This window comes from Gemmatimonadota bacterium, from assembly GCA_026387915.1.
In the GTDB taxonomy this organism is placed as follows: domain Bacteria; phylum Gemmatimonadota; class Gemmatimonadetes; order Gemmatimonadales; family Gemmatimonadaceae; genus Fen-1231.
On sequence record JAPLKS010000017.1, the window covers coordinates 345,053 to 366,066 of the forward strand.

Genomic DNA, 21,014 nt, shown 5'->3' on the forward strand with positions numbered 1-21,014 from the left:
GCCGAGTCCGTTACAGTCCGGTCGCGGCGCAGCTGGTCGCGGCCGTTGGGACAGCCGCCGGTTGCATGCGGTACACGCCACTTGCGTCGCGTGAGGCGAGCCCGTCGTACACACGGCAGGCGGCAGATTCTCCGCGCACCACGCCGTAAAAGAAATCGTACAGCGCCGTGCCAGACAGACGCATGGCATGATGCGGGTCGAACACCGCCGGCCACGGCGCCCGCGAGCGAGCGGCGCGCGTGACATCCACCACTTCCACGCCCGCATCCGTCAGCACGCGAGCGGTGCCCGTTTGACCGACGCGCGGCGTGTGGTTTACGACGTGCGAAATAGCGAGCATGCGATCGCTGGCCGACGAGTACACCACACGGCGCGCTGCGAGCGGCGCCACCGACGGCCCCACCGAGTCGTGGAACCACGTCGCCGAAATGTCGGCAGAGAAAAAGACGAGCGCCCGGAGCGGCGCGCGCGTCAATGCATCGTGCTCCGGCGATTTCTTGCGCAGTGCCTCGGCCACGAGCTGCGCACCGAGGCTATGACCGACCACGGTGAGCGCGGCCGGGCGCACGGCGGAGCGCACGACCATCAGCGCTTCGCGGAGGGCGCCTTCACTCGCGTGCGCCACGGCGGAGTCCTGACGGTACGCGCGCGAAATAATGGCGCCCGGCGTCGGCCACGTAGCCAACGCGGTATGCGCTGGCCAAGAGAACGCAATGAACGGACCGCCAAAGGAGCCGCGATACGCGATCTCCGCACTCTGCGACATCGCGCGGCCAAACGAGGTGGCAAAGCCGTGTACGTAAAACACCGCGCCATCCTTTCGGACGGCGGCGCGGGCGTCTGACTCGCGTAGCCGCCGCACGAACTCCGCACGCGTGAGCGTCACCGAGTCGGCGCGCTGGCCGCGCACGCGCCCCATCAGGCGGTCGTTCGCGCTCGTGGACTTGGTTTCGGCAAAGCGAAACACTACGTAGCCAAACTCCAGTGAATCCGCCGCAACCCGCGTGGCGCGGCCGTCACGCCGTGCGCGATTCGTGACGTACCAGGTGGTGTCGGCCACGGTATCGGCGCGCGCGGCCACGTCCAAGCGCCGGGCATCCGCACGAAGGGCGGTGTCCGGAGGGAGCAGGAGCAGCAGGGAAGTGAGAAGGCGCGCGGGCATGACTCTACTACGAGACGGTACGGGTCTTTCGTTTCAGGAAGTCCATCAAGATAAACTGCCCGAGGGTCATGGTGTTGGTGAAATACGCCCGTCCACGGGTTATGGCCGACACCATTTTCACGAATTCCATCAGCGCACGATCCTGCGCGAGCATGAACGTGTTCACCACAATCCCCGAGCGCCGGCACTGCGACACCTCGCTCAGTGTCTCCTGGAGCACGTACGCGTCGAGCCCCATCGAGTTCTTATAGATCTGACCGTCCGGCATCGTCAACGCGCTCGGCTTGCCATCGGTGATCATGACGATCTGGCGCATGTCCTTCTTCTGCGCCATCAGCAAGCGACGGGCGAGCTTGAGCCTTTCGGCGGTGTTCGTGTGATACGGTCCCACCTGAGCGCCCGCGAGTTTGCCGAGCGGAATTTCTTCCGCGCTGTCGTGGAACAGCACCACGCTCAGAGTATCGGCTGGAAACTGCGTGCGAATGAGGTGCGTGAGTGCGAGCGCAACCTTCTTGGCCGGCGTAAAACGGTCCTCGCCGTACAGAATCATCGAGTGCGAGCAGTCGAGCATCAGCACCGTGGCGCAGCTCGAGCGATACTCGGCTTGCCGCACCATCAGGTCGGAATAGTCGAGGTCCATCGGCACTTCGAGTGAGCCGGTGCGCGCCAAGGAACGCATCAGCGTTTCGGTGACGTCGAGGTTCAGGGTATCGCCAAACTCGTAGGGTTTGGTCCACCCGTCGGACTCAATGCCCGTTGCGAGATACGCGGTGTCGTGCTGCCCGAACGACGAGCGCCCGAATCCGGAGAGAATGTTCCGGAGCGCCTTGTAGCCCAGAAAGTCGATCCCTTTGTCGGTGAGATTGAACTGCACGTCGCGCGCCGCGGCCTGCGCGAGTCCGCCTGGACCCGTGACGTCCTGATGACCCGCTGGCATTTCCGGCGGTTGTTCGAGATTGAGAAAGCCCTCTTTGATGAGGCGCTGCACAATGTCGTCGAGCAACTCGGCGAGCTTGCTCTCCGAGAGTTCATCGCCGTCGCCACGCAGGGCCTCAAGCATCTCTGGCGTGAACTGCCCGCCCTGGATCAGCGAGTCGAGAATCGCCTGCCGCAGGGCGTCGAGTGACTTGTCGGCGTTCTCGCCCGTTTCGCCCCAGTAGGGGTGATACTGCGCGCCTCCGGCGAAGCCCGACTGGAGGAGAAAATCCGCCAAGCCGTCGAGCAGGTTCTGCAGATCCACTTGGTCGGCGGACTGCGGACTGAATTTTGTGTAGGTGCGTGCGCGCATCGGCGTTTCCCAAGGGGGGAACCGCAATCAAACCAGCCGGGCTCCTATGAGCAAACCCCTCGATCGGGCGATCGGTTCCGTTCGGTACACGGTGCCGACCTCGGATCCCGTCCAACGAGGCGATGCGCGCCCCACCGCGCCCCTCCCGCCGGTGGTCGCGGACCGCGTAATTGCGACTCAGTGGCCACCGACGCCCGCTCGCTCAACCCGTTCCGCATACTCGCGGTCCACCGCAACTTCCGCCTGTTCCTCATAGGGCAGACGGTGTCGCTGATTGGCACCTGGATGCAGCAGGTGGCCACGGGCTGGCTCGCGCTCGAGCTGTCGAACGACGCGTTCCTGGTGGGCCTCGTGAGTGCTGCGGGTACCTTTCCCATTCTGCTTCTCTCGCTTCCCGCCGGTGTGATTGCCGACCGTGCCGAGAAACTGAAGGTGGTGCGCATCGCGCAGTCCGCCATGCTGGTCGAAGCCTCGATTCTCTGGTGGTTCACCTGGTCGGGGCATATCAACATCGGCTGGCTCTTGGCGCTGAGCCTGTTCGGCGGCACACTCGCGGCCTTCGAGATCCCGGCGCGTCAGTCGCTGATGATCGATTTGGTGAACAAAGACGATCTGCAGGATGCCATCGCACTCAACTCAGGTGGCTTTAACCTCGCACGCATTCTGGGGCCGTCAGTGGCGGCGTTGGTCATTGCACAGCTGGGACTCGCCTGGTGCTTTGGCTTCAATGCCCTGAGTTACTTCGCGGTGTTGATTGGCCTCTCCATGATCCGCGTGCCGCGTCGCCACGCCGAGGGTGCGGTGCATGCGTCGCCGCTTGCGGGCATCGCTGAGGCGCTCCGTTACGTGCGCAACGATCGCGTGATGTGGATCGTGATCCGCGTGGTGGCGGTGTTTTCGTTCCTCGGCATCCCCGTGCTTACGCTGCTCCCCGTCATGGCGCGCGATCATCTGGGGCTCGACGCATCGGGCTACGGCGCCTTGATGATGTGCTTTGGTGCCGGCGCATTGCTGGGCGCGCTGACGATCGCCGCGCAGGGGAGTCGCCTGCCGCGCGGCGCAGCGCTCACGGGAAGTTCGCTCATGCTCTGCGTGGCCATCATCGCCTTCGCGCTCTCTACATCTGTCATTTTCTCTGGCGCGATGCTCTTTGTGTGTGGCGTGTCGATGGTCATGAACAACGCCCTCATCAACGGCATGCTACAGCAACGTGTGAGCGATGCGCTCCGCGGCCGCGTGATGTCGGTGTACGTGATGCTGTATGTGGGGATGAACCCGCTGGGGTCATTCACCGCGGGGTGGGTGGCGCGCCACGCCGGCGCGCCGTGGGCGGTCGGTGGCGGCGCCGCGTTGATGCTCGCCTTTGCGGTGTGGGCGTTCCGCCGGTATCCGGAACTGCGCCGCTCGTAAAGGAGCGGATGCAACAGGCGCGGCGGAGTCCGACTCGCCGCGCCTGCCATCACCCTTCGCTACTCGTCGTCCGCGTTGCGCCGCCGCCGCCCCTCTTCGCGCATCGCTCTTCCGTACCGTCCCTCATCATTCCGCGAAATCTTTCGGCGCGCAACGAGCGCTTCCAGCACCAGTTCGCATCCCAGCGAGATCAGCGCATCGTCGGTCTCGGGCGCCAACTGTTCGGCCACGACGAGCTCCACGAGCCCCGGCACCGTGCCGAAGGCGGCACGCAGCGTGGCCGCACTGGCGTCATCCGCGACCTGCAAGGCAGACCCACCGTCAAACCAGATCACAATGTCGTCCGTGGCCGCCTGCGGCGCATGGGCGCGCAACGTCGCATCGGCCGCTCGTCGAATCAGCTCGCGCGCGATCGTCGCGCCGCCCACCAACTCGCCCTCGTACTCAAGCTCAAGCTTGCCCGTAATCGCGGGGAGAGCCGCGTAGGTGTCGCTGAGGCGCGGCACAATTTCCGAATCGCCCAATCGCACCGCGCGCTGTTCGGCGTTGCTCACCACATTTTCCAGCGCCGAAATCGGCAGGCGCTGCGAGACGCCTGAGCGTCGGTCAATGCGCTTGTCCGAGCGCGCCTCAAAGGCCACGCGCTCCACCAACTCCGAGAGCAGCGACGGAATGCGCACCGGCGAACCACCGCGCGCCGTCCACGCTTCCTGCGCCGTAATGCGCATGCCGAGTGCCACGTCTTCGGGGTAGTGCGTGATGATTTCACTGCCAATGCGATCCTTGAGCGGCGTGATGATCTTGCCGCGCGCCGTGTAGTCCTCGGGGTTGGCGGTAAAGCAGAGCATCACGTCGAGCGGCAGGCGCACGGGGTAGCCCTTGATCTGCACGTCCCCTTCCTGCATCACGTTGAACATGCCCACCTGCACCTTGCCCGCGAGGTCGGGAAGTTCGTTCAACGCGAAGATGCCGCGATTGGCGCGCGGCAACATACCGTAGTGAATCGTGAGCTCGTCGCTCAGCAAATGGCCGCCACGCGCCGCCTTGATGGGGTCGATGTCGCCAATGAGATCGGCCATCGTCACGTCGGGCGTCGCCAACTTTTCCACGTAGCGCTGATCGCGGCTCACCCAAGCGATGGGCGTGTCGTCGCCGTACTCGTTCAACCGCTCGCGCGCGTACTTCGACACGGGCTGGAAGGCCGAGTCATTGATTTCGCTCCCGGCGACCACCGGCATCTGCTCGTCGAGCAGTGAGGTGAGCGCCCGCAGCAATCGCGACTTGGCCTGTCCGCGGAGCCCGAGCAGAATGAAGTGGTGTCGCGAGAGCAGGGCGTTTACGAGTTGCGGGACGACCGTGTCCTCGTAGCCGTGCACGCCGGTAAAGAGCGGACCGCCCTTGGCAATGCGCGCCAACAGATTGGTGCGGATTTCGTCTTTGACGGAGCGCAACGCGCGGTCAGGCGCGCCGAAGGGGGACTGCTTGAGGGCGCCGAGATTGGTTGGAAGCGTAGGCATATGAGCTAAACGTCGGAGAGGGAAATCAGTTCCGGTCGTGCCGAACCCGGGTGCGGCGTGTGTGTTCAGCAACGGGTGGCGACGCGTGGCCTCACGCGGCGGCGAAATCGGATTACGCCACCGCCACTTCAACCAGATTGTCGTAAAATACCGGCCCGTGCCCCAGGTCGGTTTCCCGCTGCGACGTGGTGGCATTCGCGTTCGCGCCGTCGTCCGCGTACTTGAGCCACCAAATAGACGGCGCCCACACCACCGTTTCACGCACGGCGTCCGTGACCCGCGCCACCCCGTGGAACGTGCCGCGGTCGTTCCGCACCGACACCCGCGCTCCACTCACAATGCCGCGTGACAGCGCGTCCTCGGGGTGAATCATCACCTCGGGATGCGCGTCGCGCCGGAGTGACTCCACATTCACGAACGTCGTGTTCAAGAACTGGTGCCGCGGCGACGAAATCAGCGTCAGCGGATACTTGGCCGCGAGTTCCGGTGCCGCCTCGGGATACTCATGCGGCGGCGTGAACGTCGGGAGCGGATCAAGTCCCATCTGCTGCATCCGCTCCGAAAAGAACTCGCACTTGCCGCTCGGCGTCAAAAATCCACCCTCGGCGAACGGCGTGTAGGGGCGCGGCACGTTGAGCCGCACCCAGCCGTGCTCCACCAAAGCGTCGAAGGTGACGCCCTGCATGCGCTCGTGCGTGGAATCGAGCGCCTGCCGGATGAGTGTCACATCGTCGTCCGCAAAGCACGGATCGGTGAGCCCCATGCGCGCGGCGAGCAAACGGAAGATCTCGCTGTTCGGTTTGCACTCGCCCATTGGCGCAATCGCGGGCTGATTGAGCGTGGCGTAGAGGTGGCCGTACGAGAAGTGCACGTCCCAGTGCTCGAGTTGCGTGGTGGCCGGCAACACCCAGTCGGCGTAGTCGGCCGTGTCGGTTTGAAAGTGTTCCAGCACCACGGTGAACAAATCGTCGCGCATCAGGCCGCGTCGCACTTCGTTCGTGTCGGGCGCCACGGCCGCAGGGTTCGAGTTGTACACCACCAACGCCTTCACCGGCGGGCCACCCACGCCAGCGTCGGGCCGCGTGAGCGCTTCGCCCAGACGGATCATGTTGATCGTCCGAACCGGCGGCGATAAATCGGGGCGCATCAACTTCGCCTTGTTGAACTGGAAGTTCGCGCTCGTGCTCAGCTGCACGCCGCCACCGGGGCGACGCCAGTGCCCGACCACCGCCGGCAGGCACGCGATGGTGCGCACGGCCATTCCGCCGCCGCCGTGGCGCTGCATGCCATAGTTGATGCGCACGAATGCCGCCTTGGCGCTGCCATACCGCCGCGCGAGCGACACAATCACTTCTTCCGCCACGCCCGTAATTTCTGCCACGCGCGACGGCGGATACTCGGCGGCGCGCGCCCGCAGCGCGTCAGCACCAACGGTGTACTGCGCGAGGTAGTCGTCGTCCTGCAGCCCTTCGGCGAAGATCACGTGCATCATGCCGAGGGCGAGCGCGGCGTCGGTGCCGGGGCGAATGCCAATCCATTCGTCGCACTGGTCGGCCGTGCGGGTGCGAATCGGGTCAATGGCAATCACCGTCGCGCCATTTTCCCTCGCCTTGAGCACGTACGGCCAGAGGTGCGGATTCGCGGTGAGCGTGTTTGTGCCCCAGAGCAACACGAGATCGCTGTGCGGCATCCCTTCGCCGTCGGCGCCAATGCTCGCGCCCACGGTCATCTGCATGCCGACCATTCCGGCGGTCGCGCAAATTGTGCGATCGAGTTTTGATGCACCGATCGCGTGAAAGAACCGTCGGTCCATCGACTCGCTCTGCACGTAGCCCATTGTGCCGCCGTACGAGTAGGGCAGAATACTTTCCGCCCCGTCGCTCGATGTACGAATGGCATTGAGGCGCGCGGCAATATCGGTGAGCGCTTCGTCCCAGGTGGCGGGCGCGAACTGTCCGCTCCCCTTGGGTCCAACGCGCCGCAGCGGGACCGTGAGCCGGTCCTTATGGTAGGTGCGTTCGAGATAGCGATTTACCTTCGCGCAGAGAAAACCCTGCGTGAATGGGTGCTCAGGGTCGCCTTGAATCCGAGTGGCGCGACCACGCTCCACCGTGACCATTGTCGCGCAGGTGTCGGGACAGTCGTGGGGGCACGCCCCACGAATGACGCGCGGCATTTCGTCCGTGTTGGTTATTACGGGAATCGCGGCCATGGTTACGGAGAGGAGGGTGAGCTACCTACCCATAATGTAACCTTTGAGTCCATTAGATTATTCCGTTAAGAGATAACACAAAGCCACATATAGGGTTACAACGCCATCACAGGTCTAATAATCGTCCAGTAATGTCCAGGAGTGGCAAATAGCGCGTCGCGGACACTCAGATTGGTGAGGTTGCCAAGGCGAACATATTGTCCTTCTTGAACTTGGGCGAACTCTCGCTCTTGACCGTACCCTGAGAAATCGGTATGTTGACTCGCTGTCCGAGGACTGCGTAAATGGCGCAGTCTCGACTGTGCCAATTCAGATCCCCGCATTGGAGACACCCACCATGAAGCGTTTTGCTCTTGCTGCCGCCGTGCTCGCGCTTGCCGCGTGCGCTGGCGAAAAGAAGGAAGAGGCTCCGGCCGCTGCGGCCGCTGCTCCTGCTGCCGCTCCGGCCGCTGACACGACCAAGAAGGACACGACGGCCGCCGCTCCGGCTGCTGCCCCGGCTGCTGCCCCGGCTCCTGCCAAGAAGCCGTAACACGCTTCTCGTCTGACAGCACAAAGGGCGCGATCTCTCGAGATCGCGCCCTTCGTGTTTTCAGGATCGTTGCGCGCTATCCGAACGGCAGTTCCACCACGCGAACGCGCGCTTCAATCAAATCACCGGCGTCGGTTGCTTCGCCCTCAACGGGACCCACGCGGAGTTCCGCGCCGGTTTCGACTTCGCGACGCACCATTGCCAGCGCAATCGAGCCATAGCGCGGTGATGCCGCCACCGACCCCACCGCTCCGACCGACTCTCTGTCCTCGCGCAGCAGCGATGCGCCGATCGTCAGCGGCACACTCGCTCGTACTCCGCGCAGCTGCCGATTCACGTGCCCGCGAAAATGCACGCGTGCGACCGTCTCTTGGCCAGTGTAGCAGCCCTTCGTGTACGAGATGCCATGGAGCACGTCAAAGTTGGCTTCCTGCACGAGCGTGTTCTCGTCCATGTCGGTGCCGATCAGCGGCCGCCCGGCTTCGACGCGTGCAATCTCCGTCGCCGCCGTTCCTATTGGGTCGGCGCCCGCCTCCGTGATCCGTTTCCACCACTCGGCGGCGTGCTCGACGGGTACAAATAAATCGAACCCCTCACCGCCGAGGTCCGGCACGCGCGCGATGACCACATCGCCCCCTTCACTGGCAACGCGCAAGTGATGGTACGGTCCGAGCAACAACAACTGTCCGCGCTCTGCACCCGTGGCGGCTGTTACGATGTTGGCTGAATGCGGTCCGAATACGCCGATGGTGCGCAGTACCACGCTCACATCGGCAAAGCGCGCCATACGCGGATTGACGTACTTGCGGAACATCGTGAGGAGCGCAAACGCTCCGGCGGCCGGCGCGTCCACGAGAAAATCATCGCTGCGGGCAAAGACGCGCAGGTCGGTGATGATCTTTCCCTTCGCTGTCAGCGCCGCCGCGTAGATGCCTGATCCATCGGCGAGTGAGCCGACATCATTGGTAATGAGACCGTTCAGCGTGTCGCGTGCCTTCGCTCCCGAAAACAACAAGCGGAGGCGCGCACTGCGGTCGATGCACGCGGCGCGTTCGCGCAGCGTCGCGTAGTCCTCCGCAATAGAGGCAAAAGCCTCACGCTCGGCGAACCCTGGTGCGAGAGACTCGGTCATGGCAGCTCCGGACGGCGCGTGAGCGCCAGTACATCATCGGCGTGCGTTGCATCGAGCGCGGGAACCCAGCGATCCGCAAGAAACGCCGTCTCGGTGGGCAGCGCGCCAACGGCCACGGCCGTCGCGCCAGCCGCGCGTGCGCCGTGAATCGCGGTATGTCCGCCAACCAGCGCGGAGATCACAGTATGCCGTGCTCGGGTGCGCAGGCGTGTCACGCCGAGCGCCCAGCGCGCGGCCGGCGGTGCATCGTCGGCCGCATCGTCGGCGGTAATCACGAAGGTGAACGCATCCTCGATCCCCGCGAATGCGATCGTCGCCGCGACGTCGCGCCGTGCGCTCCAGGCAATGAGCCCGAGCGGCGCGTGTGCGGCGGCCGCTCGCACGAACGCGGCCGCCCCATCGTGCAACGCAAGACCGCGTTGCGCTCGCGCGGAGAAGTGTCGTTCGGCCAGCAGTGCGACGAGCGCGATTGCGGGCTCGTCGTCCGCGGTGACGCCCGTGTTTGCGGTGTTCGCCGGGTTTGCCGGGTTTGCCGTTTCACTTGCGGCGTGGCGTACGGCGTCGCGCGCTGCTGCCGCGAACGTGCGTCCTTCGCACCATGCACTCCACTGGAGTGCGTCGCGCGAGACGGAGCTGCCAGCGACTTCGCGCATCGCCTCGCAAAGCGCGCTGCCGCGTTCCGCCGCGGTGTTTGCCAGCACGTCGTCAAAGGCCACAAGCAACGCGGGGCGCGCCGTATGCGTCACGGTGTGCGCTCCGCGGCATAGGCGTCATCCAGAAGCTCCACTGGGTGCCGCGCACAGGCGTGCGCGCCGCTACGCACCAAACCCGCCCCGATGTGCATAAGGCACCCGGGGTTTCCCGTCGCCACAACCTGCGCGCCGGTCGCCGCAATGTGCGCGAGTTTCGGCGACAACACGCGCTGCGAGAGCGAGGGTTCCACCAGACTGTAGAGCCCGGCACTGCCGCAGCACTGTTCGGCGTCCGGAAGCGGAATCAGGGTGGCGCCCGTGGCCCGCAGCACGCGCATCGGCGCGTCGGCAATGCGTTGCGCGTGCAACAGGTGGCAGGGCGCATCGTAGGTCACGCGTGGCGCGCCCGCCGACGGCGTGACGGCGCGCGGCCCCGCATCGGCGAGCAGCTCGCTCACATCTTTGACCCGCTTCGAAAAAATCGTCGCGCGCTCGTGCCACGCCGCGTCTTCCTTCAGTAGGTGTCCGTATTCCTTGAGCATCGCGCCGCAGCCGGCCGAATTCACGGCAACGAATTCGGCGCCGCTCTGTTCGAACGCGGCGATGTTCACGCGGGCAAGCGTGCGCGCGGCGTCAGCGTCGCCGGCGTGCACGTGCAACGCGCCGCAGCACTGCTGTCCCGGTGCGGCGGTCACTGCGTAGCCGTTGATGGCGAGGACGCGCTCGGTGGCGCGGTTGGTGGCGGCGAACAGCCCTTCCATCACGCACCCGTCGAGCGTGGCGACTTTCGTGGGTTTGCCTGCCGTCGGCAACGTGGACGGCGTCATTGCCACGCGTGCGCGCGCCCCACCCGGGCGGCGCGTCGACTCGAGCATTGCCATCGACGCACCAATGCGCCCCGGGAGTTTGGCCAAGAGCCAAGGCAAACCCGTGGCGCGGAGCACGCGTGCGCCGAACATCACGACGCCGAGCACAGCCGGCCGTTCGAACACGCGCAGCACGATCCGCGACACGAGCGGCGTTGGCCGGACAGTCGCCTGCCGTTCTCGCGTGGCCTCGAGCAGCTGTCCGTACGGCACGCCGGAGGGGCACGCGGTTTCGCACGCGCGGCAACCGAGGCACTGATCCAAGTGCAGACCGACGAACGGATCCGAGTCGGCAATCGTACCCGCCGCCAACGCTTTCATAAGCACAATGCGGCCGCGTGGGGAATCGTTTTCGTCGTCGAGCGCGAGGTACGTGGGGCACGCTTGCATGCAAAAGCCGCAGTGCACGCACAGTTCGCTCCCCGGCAATGGTGCGCGTGCGGTCATGCGCTCTCCGCGAACAGGCCGGGGTTCAAAATGTGTCGCGGATCGAACTGCGCCTTCACGCGGCGATCCAGCGGCCGGTCAATCGCGCCAGCCAACGTGTGCAATACGGGTGCGGCGTGCAACTCTCGCACGCGTGTCCACACCGCAGGGTCGTGCGGTATGGCATTGGGGCTCGCCGCGTGCAACGCGCTCCGTGCTGCCGCCACAAACCCCGCGTTCCCGCCAAGGCGCACAAGCGCGGAGTCCGCGAGCAAACCAGCCGCGCGCGCGGCGGCACCGTGCAACGTTTCGAACGCGAGCGGTACGTACACGCCCCGTTGGAGCGACTGTAATCGTGCGAACACACCGTCGTCATCGAGCGGAACCGACCACGTTTCATCGACCGCCGGACGCGCCCGCAGTCGCACACTGATCTCGGTGAGAATTGCGAGCGTGCCCCACGAACCCACCATCAATCGTGTGAGGTCAAAGCCAGCCACATTCTTCACCACGCGCCCGCCGCCGCGAATCACCGCGCCGGTGCCATCCACACATTCGATGCCAAGGGCGAGATCGCGCGGTGCGCCCAACGCGGCCGTCAACGGTCCTCGGGTCGCCGTCGCCATTGTCGCGCCGAACGATCCGGCATCTGTTCCCCACGGTGACAGCGGGCACCACTGCCCGTGGCGCGCGGTCGCCTCTTCCAACTCGGCGAGTGTCGTGCCAGCCCGAGCCGTGAGCGTGAGATCGCCCGGGATGTATTCCACAATGCCGGTGATCGCCGAGCAATCGAGCGTCGTCGCGCCGGAGCGCACGCTCCGCAACGACTCGGGCCAGGTGCCGCAGGTGGTGATACGCAGCGGGGCGCCGTCATCAAACGCCGCGCGCACCGCGTCGGCGAGATCGCGCACGCTGGTGATGGTGGTCGTGGTCACGCGTTTACCCCCACGACGCTCATCCACTCGCGACAATGGCGCGACGGGATCACCTTGCCGGGATTCGCCCGGCGCTCGGAATCGAACGCGTCGCGCAGCCGGCACATGGCGTCGAGCGACTCGGCCGCAAAGAGCCGATCCATATACGCCATTTTATCGGAACCCACGCCGTGCTCGCCCGTAATCGAACCGCCCTCGGCGATGCACAACTCCATGACTTCTTTCATGGCGGCGTGTACGCGCGCTGACTCGTCGGCGTCGGAGGCGTCGTATGGAATGCACGGGTGAAGGTTGCCGTCGCCCGCGTGGAATACGTTGCACATGCGCACGTTCAAGCGCTCGCTAATCTCCGCGATCTTCGCGAGAATCGGCGCGAGGCGCGTGCGTGGGACGACCGCATCTTGCACCACAAGGTCTGGTGCGACGCGTCCGAGCGCGCCAAAGGCTTTCTTGCGGCCCTGCCAGAGGCGGGCGCGGTCGGCGGCGTCGGTGGCGGTGCGCACGTCCGTTGCGCCGCACGCGCGGGAGAGGCGCTCCACGATCTGCACGTCCTCGGCAATACCAGCAGCGGCGCCGTCGAGCTCGGTGAGCAACACCGCCGCCGCGTCCACCGGATAGCCGGCAGCGTAGATGGACGCTTCGACCGCGCGGATCGTCGGGTTGTCCATCATCTCGAATGCAGACGGAAGCACCCCTTCGGCAATCACAGCGGATACGGCACGTGCGGCGTCGTCGAGCGACGTGAATACGGAGAGCAGGGTGACCACTTGCTCCGGGTTCGGCGTGAGTCGCACCGTCACATCGAGTGCCACGCCAAAGCACCCTTCGCTCCCGACGAATGCTCCCATGAGATCGTAGCCGGCGTGATCGGCGCGCGGTGCTTCGAGCGAGATGATTTCGCCGTTGGGCAGGAGCACCGTGGCGGCGAGCACGTGGTTCAAGGTCACGCCGTACTTGAGGCAGTGCGGCCCGCCCGCATTCTCGGCGACATTGCCGCCAATCGTGCAGGCGGTTTGGCTCGACGGGTCGGGAGCGTAGTGCAAACCAAATGGCGTGGCTGCTTTGGTGAGCGTCGCGTTGACGACCCCAGGCTCCACCGTGGCGGTGCGAGCCCCCGCGTCGAGCGCGAGGACCTTCTTGAGCCGCTGTAGCCCCAGCAACACGATGTCGTCGGCGACGGCGCCGCCGCTGAGTCCGGTGCCGGCGCCACGTGGCACAAAGGGCATACCGGCGCGCCAGAGCGCCGCCACCACCGCGATCACTTCGTCGCGTGTGCCAGGAAAGACGGCGAGACGCGGCCGACGGCGATAGCCCGGGAGCGCGTCGTTCTCATACGCGAGCAACTCGGCGGCACGCCAGAGTACGTGCCGCTCGCCCACAATGGCTTCAAGCTCACGCTGCAACATGCAGGAAAGATACGCAGAGGAAACGACAGAGGGGACAGCGTGGTGGCTGTCCCCTCGTGGTCATCGGTGGCCGGAGCGATGGTGCCAACTCAGGTGATGGCCCAGAACCCCGCGAGCGAGCGCCCGTCGGGCGACTCGCGGAGCTTTTCGAATGCGCGCTCGCGAATCTGACGGATGCGTTCACGGGTGACGCCCATAAGTGCGCCGATCTTTTCGAGCGTCATGGCCTCGGCCCCTTCGTCGAGCCCGTAGTACAAATACAGGATCTTCCGTTCGCGGGGCGTGAGGTAGACGCGGAAGACGCGCTCAATGCACTCGCGCATCAGTTTGAAGTCGGTCCGTTCTTCGATCGCGATACCGTCTTCGCCGGCAAAGCGTTCGCCGAGCGTGGAGGCTTCGCGGTCGCTGCGGTCCACCGGGGCGTCGAGCGAGAGCTCGGCGGCGGACATCTGCTTGGCGTTGCGGACCTGTTCGGGTGTTTCTTCGAGCAGGCGGCTGATTTCGTGGTCGGTCGGGTCGCGCTTGAGCACCTGAGCGAGCACGGTCTCGGCGCGGGACAGACGAATGAGATGGGAGTTCTGGTTGAGCGGGATGCGCACGGAGCGCGTCTGCTCGGCAAGGGCCTTGAGAACGGCCTGTCGCACCCACCACACGGCGTACGAGATGAACTTGACGCCTTGGTCAGGGTCGAACTTCCGAACGGCCTTGAGGAGGCCTTCGTTGCCAATGGCGACGAGCTCGGAGAGGTCGAGTCCGTGACCCTGATATTTCTTGACGTAGGAGATGACGAAGCGGAGGTTCGCCGTGACGAGTCGCTCGGCGGCGGCTTCGTCGCCCTTCTGCGCGAGACGCGCGAGACGACGTTCTTCTTTTACGTCGGTGATGAGCGGGAGTTTTTGAATGTCCTGCAGGTACTGATCAAACGCGGATGAGGGAGAGGAACGGTACAGCGCTTTGGATCTCGGCTCATTCGCATGCTGCATACACACTCCGGGCGGGTTCGGAAGTAGTAATCGCAGAGCACCAACGGGGACCCGCTCTGTCGCAAAACGGTCAGGCAGGGACGCGGAGGATATGTAGAGGTACACGCGCCGGTCAACACCCCGCTTGCACTAAAAGGTGCATGTAAGAAGAAACTAAAGCTGTAACGTGTTGCATCGTATTGAGTTACCATAGTGTCACAAAGCTGACAGGGTCAGTCAGTGGCCAAAATATTGCGACTTTCTGACCGACCAAATGGTGCCGTGCGACCACACGCTGTCTAGCTCTCACTGTCCGAAATGCGTACTCCGCGCGGGTGACGCAGCTGTGTCTATGGCTACGCGCTAAACGTGGCGTTGAGTGCCGCGCGCACCACCTCTTCGGAGAGCGGCGTGCCGTACGCGCGATCCGCTCCCGCCATGACGCCAATGCGCACCGGCAGCGCGTATTCCACTCTGCCTTCGCGTGCTTTCTTGTCGGTGCGCGTCGCGGCGAGAATGGCGTCGGCGTCGAAGTGGCGCGGTACCTCCGTTGGCAAACCGACGGCAGTGAGTAGCGCGGCAATCGTTTCGGTGAGCCCCGCTTCACCGATGCCCGCGAGTTCCGCGGCGCGTGCTTCCACGACCATGCCGAGTGCCACGCATTCGCCGTGGAGCAGTTCGTAATGCGAGAGCGACTCGATGGCGTGGCCGACGGTGTGGCCAAAGTTCAGAATCTTGCGGAGGCCACTTTCGCGTTCGTCGCGGGCGACGACTTCCGCCTTGAGCGTGACGTGTGTGCGCACGAGGCGTTCGGCGACTGCGGTGCTCGGTCCACCGTCCTGTGTGAGTTCCGCGGCGTGTGTGTCGAGCCAGGTGAACTCGGAAGGGCTCGCGATGACCGCGTGCTTGACCGCCTCGGCGAGTCCGTTGCGGAGCTGCACAGCAGGGAGCGTGCCCAACGTGGCGGTATCGGCGATGACGAGCGCCGGATGATGGAAGGCGCCGACGAGATTTTTTCCGGCGCGCGTGTCGACGCCGGTCTTTCCGCCGATGGACGCGTCGATCATTGCGAGCAGCGTCGTGGGGATTTGCACGAACGGAATGCCGCGGAGGTATGTGGCGGCGACGAAGCCCGTGAGGTCGCCCACCACGCCGCCGCCGAGGGCGAGGAGTGCGGTGTCGCGGCCAAAGCCGGCGTCGAGCAGTTCGTCGGTGATCCGCGACCAGGTCTTGCGGGTCTTGTTGGCTTCGCCCGCTGGCATGACGAAGCGTGGGGTGCTGGTGTCGCCCGTAGCAGCCGCGAGGCGGTCGCCCCAGAGTGGCGCGACGGTGTCGTCCGTGACGATGGCGAGGCGACGTGTGCCCAGCGCCCGCCGAAGCTCTGGGCCGCAGCGGTCGAGAAGTCCCGTGCCGATAAGAATGCGCGACCCGTGGAGGTCGAGCGCGTCGGAGCCGCTCACTGGATGGCTACCAGAGCACTTCGGCTGCGCCGGCGCGCCGGTTGGCGACGCGGGCGAGCATAAACAATAAATCGGAGAGTCGGTTCAGGTACACGATCACGATCTGCGGCACGTCGTCGGTGTGCTGCAACTTGATGATCGCGCGCTCCGCGCGTCGGCAGACGGTGCGTGCGACGTGAAGCGTGGCGGCCTTTGCGGTGCCGCCCGGCAGAATGAACGACTTGAGCGGTGCCAGTTCTTCTTCGCAGTCGTCGATTGCCGTTTCTAACTGGGCAATGCGTTTGTCGCTGAGCCGCGCTTTTTCGAGTTGCTCCTTGTACTTCTCGGGCTGCGGCGTGGCGAGGAGCGCGCCGATGGAAAAGAGATCGCGCTGCACGGGGGCGAGAATCTCGTCCACACGCGGCATGAGGTCGATGCTGCGCGCCATGCCGATCACGGCATTGAGTTCGTCCACGTCGCCGTAGGCCTCGACGCGCGCATGGTCTTTGCCCACGCGGCTGCCGCCGAAGAGAGCGGTCTGCCCGTCGTCGCCGGTTTTGGTATAGATCTTGGTCGCCATGCCGAAAGATAATGCCGCCGAGCGTGGCGCGCCCTGTGCTATTTGCCGAACACTTTGTCGAGCAGGAGGGAGATCGACTTGGCGTCGCCGGCCGCGGGCGTGGACTCGGAGCGCGGGGCTTCGCTGAGCGGGCGGTAGGCGTCGGGAAAGTGGCGGGCCAGGTGCTTCTGCAGCTGTTCCGGGGAGCCCGCCGCATGCTGTTTGGCGCACCACTCGTCGAGCACCAGACCGAACATCGCCGCGTTGGGGCGCACGAGCGGGTCTTTGGCGATGGCGAGCGTGACGAGGCCGGTGATCGCGAGGTCGAGGTCCGGTAAGAGGCGCCGCACATCGGGCGACGGCGCGATGGTGATTTCGTCGAGCGCGGCCTCGGTTTCGACTTCCCGAAAGAGCTGTTCGAGCGCGAGCACTTCGAAGAGCACGACCCCAGTAGAAAAAATGTCGGTGCGCCAGTCCACTTTGGCGCTCATCGACTGCTCCGGGCTCATGTAATGCTTTTTGCCGATCGTGAGCTGCCGCTCTTCCGCTGGGTCGTGCATAAAGCGGGCCTTGGCAACGCCAAAATCGGCGAGCTTCACCTGGCCGTCCCAGGTGAGGAGGATGTTGCCCGGCGACACATCGCGATGGACGATGTGTAGGCGCTGGCCCGCGCCGTCAATGAAGTTGTGGGCGTAGTCGAGGGCGCGGCAGACGCGGCTCATGATGTACGCCGCGAGCGTCGGCGGTACCTGCTCCCCGATGGCGCGGTGGTGGTCGATGAGCGCGCGCAGGGTGACGCCGCGCACGTACTCCATGGCCATAAAGAACTCACCGTCCACTTCGTGAAACTGGAAGATCTGGACGATGTTGCCGTGAATCAGGTTGGCCGAGAGCTTGGCTTCGTCGATGAACAGCTGCAACCACGATGGGTCGCGCGAGTACTTCTCGTGGATGACCTTGAGCGCGACGCGCTTGGTGAAGCCGCGGTCGCCGATCTGTTCGGCTTCGTAGACCGTGGCCATCCCCCCACGCGCGATACGTCGCACGAGGCGGAAGCTACCAGAAAAGTGGATGGAGCGGCCTTCGGATTTCACGGGTGCGTCAGTGGCGGAGCGAGGGGACGAGGGGCTTTTTTGGCCGGACTACGATCTTCCGGACTCTAAAGGTTGATTCAGCGTCACGCGAGGGCGAAGTTTCACCTATGACACACGAAGTGCAAGATGTGACTATTATCGGCGCCGGTCCGGCTGGGCTGTTCGCCCTCTTTTATGCGGGTATGCGGGGGGCGTCCGCCCAGATCGTGGACGCTCTCAACGAGCCCGGCGGCCAACTCACCGCCCTGTACCCTGAAAAGTACATCTTTGACGTTGCCGGGTTCCCCAAAGTGCTCGCCAAGGACTTGGTCCGGAACCTCATCACCCAGGCCGAGCAGTTCAGCGGGCCGGTCCACTGCAACCAGCGCGTGGTGGCGTTGGAGCAGGCGGATGACCATCTGGTGCTCGTGACGGAGACCGACCGGTTCCCCACGCGAACGGTGGTAATCGCGGCCGGGATAGGCGCGTTCGCCCCACGCCGGTTACCGCAGGCCTGTGCCGAGCCGTGGTATGGGCGCGCGATTTTCGACCGGGTGAGTACGCCAGCCGAGTTTGCCGGCAAGCGCGTGGTGATCGTCGGCGGCGGCGACTCGGCGTTTGACTGGGCGCATCAGCTGCAGGGCGTTGCCGCGAGCGTCGCGCTCGTGCACCGCAGCGACCGGTTCCGCGCGCACGCGGCCACCGTACAGGCCGTGCAGGCCTCGGCGGCGGCGGGGAATACCGCGATCTACACCTTTCACGAACTCCACGACATTCATGCCGCTGGCGACCAGTTGGTTGGCCTAGAGCTCAAGGACATCAAAGCCAAGACCACCAAGCGCATCGACGCCGACGTCGTGCTGCCGATGCTTGGATTTGTGAGCGATATCGGGCCATTGATGTCCTGGGGGCTGACGGTGGTGAACGACGAGATTGTGGTGAACTCGCAAATGGAGACGGGGCGCGCCGGCGTGTATGCCGCTGGCGACGTGACCACGTATCCGGGCAAGCTCAAACTGATTGCCGCCGGTTTTGCTGAGGCGTCGGTCGCGGTGAATCAGGCGTACCACTGGCTCTATCCGGAAAAGAAGGTGAGCCCCGGACACTCGTCGAATCTCGCAGTGTTCGGCCAGAAGGACGACTGATGGCCGGGTGGCGCCGGCATGCGGTCGCGTGGCTCGTGGCGGCCGGATGCTTCGGGCCGTCTCGGCTCGCGGCGCAGGCGGTGAGTTGCAGTACGGGTGAGCTCGAGGTCGCTGCGGTGGCTTTCCAAGGGAACCTCGCCTTTTCCGGCACGGTGCTGGCTGACGGTATTTCCACGACACCGTCGTCGTGGGCGCGCCGCACCTTTCGTGTGATGGGGCAGCGGCGTTGCGTGGATCGTGCGCGCCTGCCGCTCGATGTGCTCCGGTTGCTGGTGTGGTACCGCAACCACGGCTACATCGCCGCCACGGTCGACACCTCGGTGACGCTCGTTGGACCCAAGGCGGTGGCAATTCGTTTTGCGATTCGCGAAGGGGATCCGGTGCTGGTGGATTCGCTCGTGTTCGCGGGGCTCGATGCGGTACCCGAGCGCGACGCGCTCTTGCGTGGACTCCCGACCGCCGTGGCGAAGCCGTTCGACAAATACGCGAACGAAGAAACGCGCGCGACGCTCGCGCGGCGCTTGCACAACGGTGGGTATCCGGACGCCGAAGTGTTTGTGGGCTACGACACGCATCGCGGGACGCGCCGCGCGGCGGTGCAGTTCACGGCCACCACCGGACCGCGCGTGCGCTTAGGCGTGCTGACGACGGAAGTCCGCGGGCTCGCCGGCGCAGCGCCGGCGATGGACAGCGCCGTGGTGCGCCGCACGACCGGCCTTCGCTCTGGCGATCTCTATTCGCTTGAGGCGCTTGAGCGGGGCAAGCGGGCGCTGTATCAGACGGAGGCATTTTCGCAGGCCACGGTCACGCCGGATTCTGGATTGTCCGCGAGAGACACGCTCGTGCGCGTCACGTTAGCGGTGACCGAAGGCTTTCGTCGTAGCTCGCGTCTGGGCGTGGGATACGGCACGCTCGACTGCGTGCGCGCGAACAGCGACTTCACACAGAACGGCGTGCTCGGCGGCGCGGCGCGATTGGATTTGCGTGCGCGCGTGTCGAAGATCGGCGTAGGCGCGCCGCTGACCGGGCTAGAGTCGTTGTGCCCGCAAGCCAAAGCGGATGCGTACAGCAAGGATATCAACTACTCCGTGGGTGCGACGCTCACGCAGCCGCCGGTGTTCCGCACGATCGTGCCGTCGCTGACGATGTACAGCGAGCGGCGCTCCGAATACAACGCGTATCTGCGCACCGCGCCGGCTGGTGGGAGCGCACAGTTTGCGCGCGCCACCGCGACCGGAACGCAAACCGCGGGCTACTCGATTGAGTATGGCCGCACGGAAGCGCAGCCCGCGTTGCTGTGCGCGGTGTTCAACGCGTGCATCGAGGCGGACCGCGAGGCGTTTGGGCGTCTGCAGCGTTTGGGCGTGGCGAGTGTGTCGTGGTCGCGTGAGTCGGCGGATAATCCGTCGAATCCCACGCGGGGTAGTGTGTTGCGCGTGGATGTGCGCACCGCTGGCGGCTGGACCGGGTCGGATTCGCATTTGCGATTCACCAAGGCGCTCGGCGACGCGTCGTTCTATTTGCCATTGCCCGGTTCCGTAGTGCTCGCGGCGCGCGTGCGCGTGGGTGCCGTGGTTGGGAGCACGCTCTCGCTTGGCAGTGATGCCGCCTATGTGCCGCCGCAGGAGCGGCTCTTTGCCGGCGGGCCCACGACGGTGCGTGGCTTTCGGCAGAACGAACTCGGGCCCGTGGTTTATATCCCGACGTCGTACGACACGGTACGCGCTGATGGACGACGTGGCGGCAACCCAGCGAACCCCGCCGATACCGTGTACTTTCGCGCGCACTCGGATTCCGGACAGCGCACCATCCCCACGGGCGGCAACACGCTGTTCGTGGCGATGCTTGAGGCGCGGCTGCCGAGTCCGGTGCTGCCGGAGTTGTTGCAGTTTGCGGCGTTCGCGGATGTGGGTGAGGTGTGGAATCGCGGGGCGGAGGGCACGTCGCTGGGTTTCAACTCGCTCATGGTGACGCCCGGTATTGGCGTGCGCGTGCAGACGCTGATTGGCTTTGTGCGCCTCGACTGGGCGTACAATCCGTATCAACGTCCGGCGGGCTCGGCGTACTTCGATACGTCCGTGGCTTCGGGGGGCGCGCTGTTCTGCGTGAGTCCTGAGAACACGCTCCGTGTGACCAGCGCTGGTGGCGCGGTGCAACAAACCGCCGGGGCCTGTCCCGCCACGTTCCGGCCGACTCGCTCCAGCACGTTTTTGGGGCGCACCAATCTGAGCTTTAGTATCGGGCAGGCGTTCTAGCGT

The 21,014-nt window shown here is 65.1% G+C and carries 17 protein-coding genes; 4 read left to right on the forward strand and 13 right to left on the reverse strand.

Going from position 1 to position 21,014, the window contains the following annotated elements:
* Positions 1–10 precede the first annotated feature (10 nt).
* Both NTZ43_11220 and NTZ43_11225 read right to left on the reverse strand, forming a co-directional pair.
* Positions 11–1,162, reverse strand: coding sequence for an alpha/beta hydrolase (locus NTZ43_11220; protein ID MCX5767782.1), 1,152 nt, complete (start codon positions 1,160–1,162; stop codon positions 11–13).
* Between the two features lie 7 nt (positions 1,163–1,169).
* Positions 1,170–2,450 carry a VWA domain-containing protein gene (locus NTZ43_11225; GenBank protein MCX5767783.1) on the reverse strand — a complete coding sequence of 427 codons (1,281 nt, stop codon included), beginning with the start codon at positions 2,448–2,450 and terminating at the stop codon, positions 1,170–1,172.
* 180 nt (positions 2,451–2,630) lie between these two features.
* Here NTZ43_11225 and NTZ43_11230 point away from each other — a divergent pair, with 180 nt between their 5' ends.
* On the forward strand, positions 2,631–3,860 hold the full coding sequence (locus NTZ43_11230) for an MFS transporter (protein MCX5767784.1): 1,230 nt from the start codon (positions 2,631–2,633) through the stop codon (positions 3,858–3,860).
* A 59-nt stretch (positions 3,861–3,919) separates the two neighbouring features.
* Here NTZ43_11230 and NTZ43_11235 read toward each other — a convergent pair whose 3' ends face one another.
* Both NTZ43_11235 and NTZ43_11240 read right to left on the reverse strand, forming a co-directional pair.
* A complete protein-coding gene (locus NTZ43_11235) occupies positions 3,920–5,377 on the reverse strand; it encodes a magnesium chelatase (GenBank protein MCX5767785.1) in 1,458 nt (485 codons plus the stop codon).
* Between the two features lie 112 nt (positions 5,378–5,489).
* Positions 5,490–7,589: a molybdopterin oxidoreductase family protein gene (locus NTZ43_11240; GenBank protein MCX5767786.1), complete on the reverse strand. Its 2,100-nt coding sequence runs from the start codon at positions 7,587–7,589 to the stop codon at positions 5,490–5,492.
* Between the two features lie 337 nt (positions 7,590–7,926).
* Here NTZ43_11240 and NTZ43_11245 point away from each other — a divergent pair, with 337 nt between their 5' ends.
* Positions 7,927–8,121, forward strand: a complete 195-nt coding sequence (locus tag NTZ43_11245) for a hypothetical protein (GenBank protein MCX5767787.1) — start codon at positions 7,927–7,929, stop codon at positions 8,119–8,121.
* Between the two features lie 76 nt (positions 8,122–8,197).
* On the opposite strand, the gene NTZ43_11250 is transcribed toward NTZ43_11245, so the two are convergent.
* From NTZ43_11250 to NTZ43_11290, 9 genes are all read right to left on the reverse strand, one after another.
* Positions 8,198–9,253 (reverse strand): hypothetical protein, encoded by a 1,056-nt coding sequence (locus NTZ43_11250; GenBank protein ID MCX5767788.1) that lies wholly within the window; start codon positions 9,251–9,253, stop codon positions 8,198–8,200.
* Positions 9,250–9,999 carry a hypothetical protein gene (locus tag NTZ43_11255; protein ID MCX5767789.1) on the reverse strand — a complete coding sequence of 250 codons (750 nt, stop codon included), beginning with the start codon at positions 9,997–9,999 and terminating at the stop codon, positions 9,250–9,252. Before NTZ43_11255 ends, NTZ43_11250 begins: the two co-directional genes overlap by 4 nt.
* Complete coding sequence (locus NTZ43_11260) at positions 9,996–11,258, reverse strand: heterodisulfide reductase-related iron-sulfur binding cluster (GenBank protein MCX5767790.1); 1,263 nt, start codon at positions 11,256–11,258, stop codon at positions 9,996–9,998. The genes NTZ43_11255 and NTZ43_11260 overlap by 4 nt, the downstream gene beginning before the upstream one ends.
* Positions 11,255–12,172 (reverse strand): FAD-binding protein, encoded by a 918-nt coding sequence (locus NTZ43_11265; GenBank protein MCX5767791.1) that lies wholly within the window; start codon positions 12,170–12,172, stop codon positions 11,255–11,257. The genes NTZ43_11260 and NTZ43_11265 overlap by 4 nt, the downstream gene beginning before the upstream one ends.
* Entirely contained in the window at positions 12,169–13,578 is a 1,410-nt protein-coding gene (locus NTZ43_11270) for an FAD-binding protein (protein ID MCX5767792.1), read from the reverse strand. Before NTZ43_11270 ends, NTZ43_11265 begins: the two co-directional genes overlap by 4 nt.
* A gap of 89 nt (positions 13,579–13,667) precedes the next feature.
* Positions 13,668–14,561, reverse strand: coding sequence for an RNA polymerase sigma factor RpoD/SigA (locus NTZ43_11275; GenBank protein MCX5767793.1), 894 nt, complete (start codon positions 14,559–14,561; stop codon positions 13,668–13,670).
* 335 nt (positions 14,562–14,896) lie between these two features.
* Positions 14,897–16,000: a 3-dehydroquinate synthase gene (aroB, locus tag NTZ43_11280; protein MCX5767794.1), complete on the reverse strand. Its 1,104-nt coding sequence runs from the start codon at positions 15,998–16,000 to the stop codon at positions 14,897–14,899.
* Positions 16,001–16,007: 7 nt separating this feature from the next.
* A complete protein-coding gene (locus NTZ43_11285) occupies positions 16,008–16,559 on the reverse strand; it encodes a cob(I)yrinic acid a,c-diamide adenosyltransferase (protein ID MCX5767795.1) in 552 nt (183 codons plus the stop codon).
* 38 nt (positions 16,560–16,597) lie between these two features.
* Positions 16,598–17,584, reverse strand: coding sequence for a serine/threonine-protein kinase (locus tag NTZ43_11290; protein MCX5767796.1), 987 nt, complete (start codon positions 17,582–17,584; stop codon positions 16,598–16,600).
* A 155-nt stretch (positions 17,585–17,739) separates the two neighbouring features.
* Here NTZ43_11290 and NTZ43_11295 point away from each other — a divergent pair, with 155 nt between their 5' ends.
* Complete coding sequence (locus NTZ43_11295; GenBank protein MCX5767797.1) at positions 17,740–18,756, forward strand: NAD(P)/FAD-dependent oxidoreductase; 1,017 nt, start codon at positions 17,740–17,742, stop codon at positions 18,754–18,756.
* Positions 18,756–21,011 carry a BamA/TamA family outer membrane protein gene (locus NTZ43_11300; GenBank protein ID MCX5767798.1) on the forward strand — a complete coding sequence of 752 codons (2,256 nt, stop codon included), beginning with the start codon at positions 18,756–18,758 and terminating at the stop codon, positions 21,009–21,011. Before NTZ43_11295 ends, NTZ43_11300 begins: the two co-directional genes overlap by 1 nt.
* Positions 21,012–21,014: the final 3 nt, after the last annotated feature.